Origin of the sequence: Vagococcus sp. WN89Y, from assembly GCF_052220145.1 — a bacterium.
GTDB lineage: Bacteria > Pseudomonadota > Gammaproteobacteria > Enterobacterales > Enterobacteriaceae > Kosakonia.
In genome coordinates this window covers 169,858-179,889 of the sequence record NZ_JBQPOM010000032.1, presented here as the reverse complement: position 1 = coordinate 179,889, position 10,032 = coordinate 169,858, and the positions used below count along the sequence as shown (strand labels likewise).

The 10,032-nt window shown below is 43.7% G+C and carries 12 protein-coding genes and 2 pseudogenes; 11 read left to right on the top strand and 3 right to left on the bottom strand.

From position 1 onward, the window contains the following. Window positions 1–247, top strand: a 247-nt coding sequence (locus ACTU3N_RS14615) for an integrase core domain-containing protein (protein ID WP_443086866.1), incomplete at its 5' end; no start/stop codon positions are given. Window positions 248–273: 26 nt separating this feature from the next. Here the strand turns inward: ACTU3N_RS14615 and ACTU3N_RS14610 are convergent. Together ACTU3N_RS14610 and ACTU3N_RS14605 are read right to left on the bottom strand one after the other, a co-directional pair. After that, the gene (locus tag ACTU3N_RS14610) at window positions 274–1,056 is read right to left on the bottom strand and encodes a ShlB/FhaC/HecB family hemolysin secretion/activation protein (RefSeq protein WP_443086870.1); all 783 of its coding nucleotides are present in this window, start codon (window positions 1,054–1,056) and stop codon (window positions 274–276) included. Further along, window positions 1,008–1,499: a POTRA domain-containing protein gene (locus ACTU3N_RS14605; protein ID WP_443086865.1), complete on the bottom strand. Its 492-nt coding sequence runs from the start codon at window positions 1,497–1,499 to the stop codon at window positions 1,008–1,010. The genes ACTU3N_RS14610 and ACTU3N_RS14605 overlap by 49 nt, the downstream gene beginning before the upstream one ends. A 335-nt stretch (window positions 1,500–1,834) precedes the next feature. Between ACTU3N_RS14605 and ACTU3N_RS14600 the strand changes: the two genes are divergently transcribed. Continuing rightward, window positions 1,835–2,260, top strand: coding sequence for a DUF3289 family protein (locus ACTU3N_RS14600; protein ID WP_443086864.1), 426 nt, complete (start codon window positions 1,835–1,837; stop codon window positions 2,258–2,260). 539 nt (window positions 2,261–2,799) lie between these two features. On the opposite strand, the gene ACTU3N_RS14595 is transcribed toward ACTU3N_RS14600, so the two are convergent. Beyond that, a complete protein-coding gene (locus ACTU3N_RS14595; protein WP_443086863.1) occupies window positions 2,800–3,681 on the bottom strand; it encodes a LysR family transcriptional regulator in 882 nt (293 codons plus the stop codon). A gap of 98 nt (window positions 3,682–3,779) precedes the next feature. Here ACTU3N_RS14595 and ACTU3N_RS14590 point away from each other — a divergent pair, with 98 nt between their 5' ends. The 9 genes and pseudogenes from ACTU3N_RS14590 (at window position 3,780) to ACTU3N_RS14550 (ending at window position 10,002) form a co-directional block, all read left to right on the top strand. Then, window positions 3,780–4,379 (top strand): TIGR00730 family Rossman fold protein, encoded by a 600-nt coding sequence (locus tag ACTU3N_RS14590; RefSeq protein WP_443086862.1) that lies wholly within the window; start codon window positions 3,780–3,782, stop codon window positions 4,377–4,379. After that, window positions 4,372–5,043 (top strand): hypothetical protein, encoded by a 672-nt coding sequence (locus ACTU3N_RS14585; RefSeq protein WP_443086861.1) that lies wholly within the window; start codon window positions 4,372–4,374, stop codon window positions 5,041–5,043. The genes ACTU3N_RS14590 and ACTU3N_RS14585 overlap by 8 nt, the downstream gene beginning before the upstream one ends. Before the next feature lie 73 nt (window positions 5,044–5,116). Further along, on the top strand, window positions 5,117–5,506 hold the full coding sequence (locus ACTU3N_RS14580; protein WP_443086860.1) for an NUDIX hydrolase: 390 nt from the start codon (window positions 5,117–5,119) through the stop codon (window positions 5,504–5,506). After that, window positions 5,503–6,378, top strand: a complete 876-nt coding sequence (locus ACTU3N_RS14575; protein WP_443086859.1) for a DUF6024 family protein — start codon at window positions 5,503–5,505, stop codon at window positions 6,376–6,378. The genes ACTU3N_RS14580 and ACTU3N_RS14575 overlap by 4 nt, the downstream gene beginning before the upstream one ends. Next, window positions 6,375–7,277: a DMT family transporter gene (locus ACTU3N_RS14570; protein ID WP_443086858.1), complete on the top strand. Its 903-nt coding sequence runs from the start codon at window positions 6,375–6,377 to the stop codon at window positions 7,275–7,277. Before ACTU3N_RS14575 ends, ACTU3N_RS14570 begins: the two co-directional genes overlap by 4 nt. A 116-nt stretch (window positions 7,278–7,393) precedes the next feature. Further along, window positions 7,394–7,543, top strand: a pseudogene (locus ACTU3N_RS14565) (hypothetical protein); the annotation flags it as partial. Continuing rightward, window positions 7,528–7,864: pseudogene (locus ACTU3N_RS14560) on the top strand (IS3 family transposase); the annotation flags it as partial. The pseudogenes ACTU3N_RS14565 and ACTU3N_RS14560, both read left to right, overlap by 16 nt. Before the next feature lie 96 nt (window positions 7,865–7,960). Then, a complete protein-coding gene (locus ACTU3N_RS14555) occupies window positions 7,961–8,821 on the top strand; it encodes a helix-turn-helix domain-containing protein (protein WP_443086857.1) in 861 nt (286 codons plus the stop codon). A 173-nt stretch (window positions 8,822–8,994) separates the two neighbouring features. Next, on the top strand, window positions 8,995–10,002 hold the full coding sequence (locus tag ACTU3N_RS14550; RefSeq protein ID WP_443086856.1) for a mechanosensitive ion channel family protein: 1,008 nt from the start codon (window positions 8,995–8,997) through the stop codon (window positions 10,000–10,002). The last annotated feature ends 30 nt before the right edge of the window (window positions 10,003–10,032 follow it).

Genomic DNA, 10,032 nt, shown 5'->3' with positions numbered 1-10,032 from the left:
TATTCAGCCGGGCAAGCCGACACAGAATGGCTTTATCGAGAGTTTTAATGGTCGTTTTCGCGATGAATGCCTGAATGAGCACTGGTTCCACGATGTTGTTCATGCAAAAGAAATTATAAGCGCATGGCGGCAGGACTATAACGAATGTCGGCCTCATTCTTCGTTGAATTATCAGACCCCTTCAGAGTTTGCAGCGGGATGGCGAAACGGAGAATACGGGAATAAATCAACTGACATTACTAACTGAACGTTATATCTAATCCAGGGGGCAGGTCACCCCTGCAACGGCGTGCGCCAGGCCAGATCGTTACGGACGAACCAGCCGTGATTAGCATTCAGGGTGCGCTCGCCGTCAAAGCCGCGCACCGTCCAACGGTTGCCGATAGCGAACTGGTCCTGCGGCGTCAGCGGCGTATCGCTGATCTGACGCTGGTATTGCACGTTGTAGCGGAAGTTCTGGCTGAACAGGCTGAATGGCACGTCGAGCTGGGCGTTAAGCTGCACAATTTTGCTGAGCGCCGTCGCTTCGCCAAAGGTCTCTTCCGGCGCAGGCAACGCGCCGAACCAACGGGTACCGCGCTGATAGCTGACACCTGCGTCCAGCGTGGCTTGTTGAATATAGTGGCGGTGCTGCAACCCGAGGCGCCAGCCCGAGGTGCGCCGACGCTGCACGCCCACTTCGGTATCGTTGATGTAGTTGCTGGACTCGCGTGCCAGCACGTCATAGATCAGCGTGGTTTTCTGGTTGCCGTTACGGTGCAGCACCCGGCTGAGTTGGAAATCCACGTTCTTGCTCTTACCGCTGTAGCGATAATCTGCATAGGAGCCTGCGACGGTCTGGTGGTAGTCATAGCTGTTGGCGGTGACCCCGGCCATCCAGTAACCGAAAGGCACCGAATAGTGCCCGGTGATGTTCTTCGATCCCTTGCCGCCCTGGTTTTGCAGATCGGTAGAGCCGGAGATATAGAACAGATCGCTGAGCGAAAACGGGTTATCCAGCGACAGCGTCAAACCGCCCTGATAACGCCCGGTACTCCTGGTGCCGGAATCATCCAGCGAGGCGCCAATACGCGGGTGGTGATATAGCCGCGATCCACCAGCCGGTTTTGCAGGGTACTCATCAGCAGGTTAATGCCCTGCCCGCCCAGGCAACGGCCCTGCGCCTGATTAGCGATGCGCTGCAACGACAGCCAATGAGGGAGTTTGTCCTGGCCGCTCAACTCGACCTGATCGATAGGGAAACAGGTTTTTTCCTGCGGGAAAGCAATGCGTCCAAAACTGGACGAAGGTGGCGACAGGCGCACATCCGGCGTCAGGGGGGTCAGTTGTTGTTCCAGCGCCTTTTGCCGCTGCTGCTGTATGATCAGCTGTTCGCTGTTCGGTGTTGCCGCCAGCAGCGGTTGGCTGAATATAAATAGTGGTAAGACAATGGCGCCAAATAGAATACAACCCTTGCGCACAGCAAGGCTGAGCGAAGAGCAAGCGGAGCTGTGGTGCATGGCTTTTCCCTGCCGAAAGATAAATTTTAAGATAATAATTGTAATTAATTGCAAATACTAAACGCACAAATTGCACATAATCAACTTAATTTCGGTTGAAATAAGCGTTCGGTAACAATAAACCTGAAAAAACACTCTGTCACAATAGTAATAACAGCGGTTTTATCATCAATGAGCGGAGCCTCTCCTTGTTTTAAAAAATCACTAAACCTTACAATGAAAATCATTGTTGTTAATGGATAAGGTGCAAGATTCCGGGTCAGGATCAATGAAGGCGGCGTGTTGCGTCATGAGCTGGTGAATAAAGCGTTTCTGGAGCATAAAACAACTAAAGAGTGCGTGGAGAAGATAAAAAAATAATCAATGAATTGCTTCATAACAATGGTTTTAAATCATTAACGCTGGAAGATTTAGGAGAATTGAACTTACGAATTAGTAAAGAAGCAAAGCTTCCTAAATTTGATGATTGGGATTGGTTCATTGGCCTGGACATAACCATCCATGATACTTATTCAACGAAGATATATCTTAATGATTTCGAAATTATAGAAACCGAAACCAGGGAATTTCGCCGTAAGAGTTTTAAAGCTCGATTAACATTTCAGATACAGGACCATTTTGGATTAGATATCAATGATATGAATGGAAAAATTTTCGAGCTTTCCTCGTGGTTCTGTTCCTGGTTAATTTTGCAGCGCTATAAAACTTATGGCTTCAAACCATTTATCAACGAAGCTAATTTTTGCACATGGATAGAATGATTAAATATCCAAAAACAATATCCATTCTTCTATTTTTATACTTTTTATATATCATATATGATTTTTTTCTAAGGCAAGGGCATGTAGTCAATATTTATGAGCATACTGAGTACAGTGAGCATTTAAAAAGAGAATGTAAGTCTACTGTCGTTTTAGTTGAAAATATACCACTGTCTCGATATGCACAAAAAATAATATGGTACAAAAATAGTGATGGCATATTAAAAAACGCCCCCCTCTTTCTCATACATATGATGATATTTTATTCCTGGAAAATATAACCGAGAGAGCAGATGACATAAGAGACAATAGCTACTGGATGGGCGAAACCCAATACTGCCTGAATGGTATTTTTGGAGAAAATAAGTGTATTTCAAAAGAGCATCAATTATTTACCATCCGAATGAAAGGTTGGTCTGACGATGAAAAAGTTGGAGTGGTAGATAAAGATCCTATTTACATCCACTTCATCAATTATGGCAGCTAGCTTCCGTACACTATATATGCTGGACTGACCCGCCCCGGTAGACGATCCTGCCCTATAGTTTGTTAAGAGGAGCGACTTTGAGTTCATTGGCTATATATTTTAGTTTATCAATAAATTGCATAGTATCATTGCTCGAACTTTCAAGGTGATAAAGCCAGGTTCCTCTCCCACATTCCACAAAACCAAACGGTGAGTGCAAATTGCCCAGCCGTATCTCCGGCTCAACTACAAACCAGGGAGCTACAACAACCCCGAGCCCAAACCGAGCGGCATCGAGTGCAAGAGACAGCGTTTCAAAATGCAGCTCATCTATGACTGGCAGCATCCGCCCGGAGGCAGTACACCATTCATTCCAGGCGCTCCCCCGGCTCTGAGCATGACACACTGTCACCCCTTCGACATGGCGATCCAGATAGTTTCGTGCAGATACCATACCTATTTCATCCTTAAATAAGGTTACTTCTTTTAAACCAATTACAGGAGGATATACTTCTCTGGATAGATAAATGTCTATGGAATTATTAAGTAATGAGTCAATGGTCGCTGTTGTGTCGTAACATAGTTGAAACTCTGGAAATTCTGAATTAATTTTATTCTGATTTTGTAAAAAAAGATGGCGAAGAATACTACTGGAACAACCAATTTTTATTTTCGTTATCTTGCTTATTTTCTTTTTAAGTTCATAAATCTTATTTTCAAGCAATGAAAATGAAATATCACAGGTTTTTTTTAGTTCAATGCCAGCACTTGTTAACTCAATTCCTGCACTCGTTCTCATAAACAATCTGACACCCATCCAGTCTTCCAGTAGTTTGATTTGCTGGCTGACGGCTCCTTTTGTCATATAGTTATGGATAGCAGCCTGAGAAAAACTATTGTAGCGAGAAGTAAGCATAAATGTTTTCAATGAATTTAGAGGCGGAAGCGGCTTCATAATGGTGTATATATTTTCTAAACGATAGGTTAAGTATAACTGACTTGTGATGATGTATCAATGCTGGATAATTAAGTCAGAACTAATCAGGGGAAGCGATGAAAAACATCATTGTTAAAGAAATAGAAAGTATTAATTCATTTAAAAGTAATATTAATAATGCTGTTGGCATTTTTGGCAGCGCCAGAGTAAATGAAAATGAAAACTATTATATACTGGCGAAAGAGTCCTCCCAACTTCTGGCAGAGCACGGATATCAGATTATCTCTGGTGGTGGGCCCGGACTCATGAAAGCGGCAATTGAAGGGGCTTGTGCTGCTGGGGTGAAATCCGTGGCCCTCAACATCAGTTTGCCATTTGAAGATAATGTTCTACCGCATGACAAGATCTCACTGAACTTCGATTATTTCATGACGAGAAAACTGGCTTTCTCAGTCTACTGCAATGCGTTTATTGCAATGCCCGGGGGATTCGGGACGCTGGATGAAGTGTTCGAAATGCTCACTCTTATGCAAACCAGAAAGATGCGCATGAAACCAATCTTTCTGTTTGGTACATCCTTTTGGTTGGTGGCATGGAACTGGTTACAGGATCTGCATAAAGCAGGATTTATTTCTACGGCAGATCTGGACAATATTTTTATCACTGATTCAGTCGTTGACGTACTGAAAATACTTGAGGGAAGCAAAAATGGATAATAAAGAACAGTTGGTCATGTTTACCGGGGGACGCGATAGCTCTTTGGTTGCCGTCCATTTAATGCTACAGGGGATACCAGTACATCTCTATACTGCCAGCAGTGGCTGCTCACTTCATAGAGGGATTCTGTCACATAGGGTTGAGGAATTAAGAAGCCGATTTGGTGAACTTGTAGTATGCCATCACATTGAGGATATTAGCGGTGCATTTCGTTCTCTGGCTATTGAAACTCTTGAGTCAGATATTTTGGAGGACCGTAAAAATCTTGTGCTGTTGGGTGAAAAAATTGCAATCCACGCACACGTTATTGATTACTGCAAACGTAATGCGATTTCGACAATTAACGATGGAATAACGGACTATCAAAAAGAATTCCCAGAACAACGCTTAGTGGCAAAAGAATATTTTGTTGATTTTATGAAGTCTTTCGGGATTGAGTATCACAGCCCTATCTATCTGTTTGCAAAATCTCAGGATGATGTTAAATATCGCCTGCTTCAGGCGGGTATTTCTACGAAATCCCTTGAAGGGCTATCTGTTTTTGCTGACAGTTTTACACCTGCTTCTGATGAAGTTATTATGAACTATCTTAAAAGGAAAGAAGATAAATGTCGGGACATTATTAATTTTTTGACAGGTGGTATTTCTGAAGTCGCTGCATAACTAACAGCATCATTAAAATAGAAATAAAATATTCACCTGCATACTTCTAACATTATTAATGGTACATGACGTTATGATTGTTAAATATGCCGCGATTATCATTCGAGACCATAAAATACTTCTCGTGAGAAAAAAAGGTACATCAGTGTTTATTTCTCCAGGGGGAAAACCTGAATTCGGTGAAACTCAGGAAGATTGTCTTCGCAGAGAAATCTATGAGGAGCTTGGTACGGTAATGCTCAGCTCGAAGAAGTATCGTACTGACTACTCGGTGTCTGCTTTTGAGCAGGAACCGATAAAAATTGTTTCTTACCTGGTAGAGGTTGCCAGCGATCCCGTACCTGCATCAGAGATTGAAGAATTGAAATGGGTATCAGTTAGTGACATTGCCACAATATCCGTTGCAAGTATTTTTCGGGATGCGGTGATCCCGGCGCTGAGTTCAAAAAGGCTGATTCAATGAGCAGGGAGCTCGATGATGCGTCTATCAATTCTATATTGTTACCCGCTGAACACAATTATCAAACTCACTATTTTCGATCACTTCAGCTGTGCAGGGAGGAGATAAAACAGCAAATCAGAGATGCTCTTACTATTCCTCACGAAAATATTTTTCTGTTGACCAATAGCACACATTGTCTGTTGACGGTGCTGTATGGGCTGAGCGTTCAGGGCAGAACTTTATCCATTGCAGCAGGAAGCTACCGACCTTACAAGACTATCCCTTTGTTGGTTAAGGAACCGTCTCTGCCGCTGCTAACTCACATAAGTCCAGATAGTGGTGAGGTAGTCTGTATTCAGGATTCGGCAGTGATTCTGGATGCGGCACAGTCTGCCGGAGCGATATGTCACCATGCAAAAGCATTCACTACAGATATCGTTTTTTTCCCTTTGCACAAGCATCTTGCTTTGCAGACTGGAATTGGCGTTCTTTGTGTCAATGACAACCCTGAATACAAGGAAATTCTCAAAGTAGCCAAAATATCAGAGTCAGGGACGGTGAATGACCATGTTTTCAGATCATTACATAATCATCTAATGACTCAGACTGTTATGTTTAATATAGCCATGTTCAATCTCACGCAGGCTCTTGCAGAGGAGCTTTCCTGCATAGGACTAACATCAATTACCCCGCTATATTCCCAAACCCCTTTTCTTGTATTTAAAATTGGATCCCGACATCCCCGGTCAGAACGTCTGGTAAAAACCATATTCAGTCTGAAAATTTTAGATGAACTTCACTGGAGGATCAGTTGCTATATTCCTGGAGAACCTGATGCATCTCCGGTTGAATGTAGTACTGCTCTCGTTAACATTCTCAGGAGAAAATTATGAACCTTGCTTCCACAACTCGGCGTGGATATTATTTCGCAGCATTGGGGGGGGTTATTTTAAGTTTTGACACTGTATTGTTGCGTCTTATTAATCTTCCTCCCGTACAGATTGCCTTCTGGCGATCAATAGCACTGGCTTTACCGGTTATTTTTTTTATCATTTATCGCTATTTACGTTACAGGACTCTGCCTGACAAACGCAGCCTGTTTAGCCGTGATATGATGCTGTCTGCATTTTTCTATGGGCTATCTTCGATTCTTTTTCCTGTATCGGCCATGCTGACTCCCATAGCAAATATGCTGTTTATTATAAGTACAGCACCTCTCTGGGCCGGAATATTTGGATGGTTTTTTTTGCGGGAATCCATAAGTAAAGTGACATGTCTGTCATTTTTACTGGCACTTGTCGGCGTTCTGACCGTCATTTTTGGAAACAATCAAGGGATGTCATTAACACTATCCACCGGTGACTTAACTTCACTTATGACCGCAATGTCGATGGCTGCTGCATTTGTTGTGGGACGGAGTAGCCAGCTTGATCTTTCTCTTTCTCCATCTGTTGGGGCGATATTTTCAGCTGTCATATTGTATATCGGATTTAGCATCCGGATTTATTTGCCAGAGCATACTTTGTTGCTTATCGCTCTGGAAGGTGCTGTAGTCGTCTTCCTGGCGCTGAGTTTGATTGCCAGAGCCTCCCGTTTTATTCCGTCCTCTCATCTTGGATTATTTCTGTTGCTTGAAACTATTCTTGGCCCATTGTGGATCTATTTCGCATTTGATGAAGCCCCCAGCACTAAAGCCTTGATTGGTGGTTTAGTGATCCTGTCGGCGCTTTTTCTAAACAGCTGGTATTCTCTCTGGGCACTCAAAAATTATACAAAGGTTAACGTTGCATGACCATTTGGTTGCATGACCATTTGAATAGCCACGGATAATCCAGATACTTCCGAGCCGTTGATTGGCCCTCCGCCACGGTAAACGATCCTGCCCTGGAGTAGTACTACCGCTATAGCGTCAACGGCAAAGAGTCCCGCCTGGCTGCTGGTACTTATCTACTGGATACCCTGCCCGAAGCCCGGGAGAAACGTAATGCTGCACGCAAATCACTTAAATCGGGCAGCTGCCCTTCCCTGCCCCGCAAAACAGAAAAGAATCCTCCATAACCCCGCAGCAAATTGAAATATATGAGTTCAGGGAAAAGGCGACTGCGCTCTTGATGCCAGACTCCCTGAACAGTTCTCGACAATCGGGAAACTCGAAGCGCATTATCCTGTGGTCACACTCTGCCATGTGTTTGGATTTATCGCAGCTTCTATAAATACTGGAGCCAGGCGGCAGGCGGGTTATATTACGAAGCCAGGTTCTGCTGGCGCAGGCAACACTGAAGAGGCTTGCGAAGGGAACGTTGGCTTGCCGGCAAACTCATGAATGAGCCGGGACTGATGAGTTGTCAGCAGCCCGCTCACCGCTATAAGCGAGGTGGCCAGTTTTAGTTGACCACGCCATACCATACCGGGCAGATATAGGCACACACAGGACGGTGCCATGCTGCATTGCGTTTCGCTGACAGGAGAAAGTATATGACAAACCTGTTACATAAAATGATGGCAGAAAAAATCCTTGAATATGTGGATGCGGAAGTGGAAAGTGGGCGCCGAACAGATATCGATACGCTTGCGGCTTACTCAGGTTACAGTCGGCGGCATCTGCAGCGTCTGTTTCTTGCAGTAACCGGTGTGGGACTGGGTGAGTATATCCGGCGCAGACGACTGAACCGTGCAGCCCTGCTGCTTCGTTTTTCCCGACGGGGATACCAGGATATTGCGCTAAGTCTGGGGTTTGATTCCCAGCAGTCTTTTAACCGGGAATTCAAAAAAAGCACCGGAATGACCCCTATGCAGTACCGTGAAAAACCAGAGTGGGAGTTTTTTCCCCTGTCAGGCTCGATACGTAAAAAATATGATATTCCCGCGCCGCAGGAAGTGTATCTGCCAGGCGGAGCGGTTGTGGGAAAGGAGGTGATCTTTTACGGGACCGTGGATAACCAGCGGGATAACGCGACAATATATGCATATCTGGAGAGAATATTTGGTGAAAAAGCACTACGTCAAGGGGAGTTATGGGTTGTGAGCCGGGCCACTCCGGCGATGGACAGCAAGTATCACTACCGGGCAGTTAATGGTGTCGGTGTTCCCGGAGGACGGAAAGGTAAGGTTTTTTCGTACAGTGCCGGAAAATATCTGCAGATCCGTTTTGAGACTGAACGTGAAACACATCTTGAGCAGGTGCATTATCTGTATCTGAATATATTGTCGGAAAGACGGACAGTCAGGAGAGCTGAACCGGAAGTGATGGTACTGAATTATGATGAGGGTAAGGTGATGTGCACCCTGTATATTCCAGTGGTGACAGAAGACTCGCAGGGAGAGGATAAGCATTAATCGCCAGGTGATATTAATAATCATTTTAAGGCAAAACGCACTGTCAGTGTAGATTTGTTGTTAAGGATGCGTGGCAACACACATAATGACAAGACGGTTTTTGCTTAACTGTATTGGTTACTTTTTTGATGGCAGGTAAAATGAGTGAACTTAATAATCAGGAGGATTGATAAGTGTTACCTGAATTTTTAATAAAGAATAGTTTGGGAATTGGTTTAATGCTAATTTCCGCAACAGGTTTGTTTGCATGGCATTTATTCGGACTGCACAAAAAGAACAAATATATTTTTGTCGGCCACATGATTGTTTTTTTATTGTGGTCTTGTATTATTTTTGTTGTGTTTGATTTTTTATCGACTCTCATTGTCGATTTCAGGGTAAACTTCCTGACGCCGTACACTGTGAAATTTACTGGGTTTACAATTATCATTTTACTTTTTATAAAAAAGTTATATCTGATGATTGATTATTTTGAAAAAAAACAAATTAAGAAAGGGCACGATGTTACTGATTCGCGAATTATATCTAAAATTTTAAAAATTACCGTAGCCGCGGTTGTTTTGCTTATGTACGGAGAGCATTTTGGAATGAGTTTCTCCGGACTGCTGGCATTTGGAGGGATAGGCGGCATTGCCGTTGGTATGGCCAGTAAAGACGTCCTGAGCAATTTTTTCTCAGGGATCATGCTTTATTTTGACAGACCGTTTAGTATTGGTGACTGGATACGTTCTCCGGACAGAAATATAGAAGGAACTGTTACGGAAATTGGCTGGAGAATGACAAAAATAACGACCTTCGACCATCGACCTCTGTATGTGCCAAATTCAGTTTTCTCATCAATAAGCGTAGAAAACCCGGACAGAATGACCAATCGCCGCATAAACACCGTGATAGGGTTACGTTATGAGGACGCCGATAAAACAGCCGTGATTGTTGATGCTATAAGAACAATGTTGCAGCAGCACCAGGATATTGACCAGTCGCAAACCCTATTAGTCTATTTTAATGAGTTTGCGGATTCTTCACTCAATATCATGGTCTATTGCTTTACCCATACGACTGTATGGCACGAGTGGCTTGCAGTACAACAAGATGTTTATTTAAAAATCATTGAGATAGTTAAGGCTAATGGGGCAGACTTTGCTTTCCCAAGTCAGACAATATATTTGCCCGGGAATTGATTGTTTTTTCGTTAACATGTTGTAAATCAT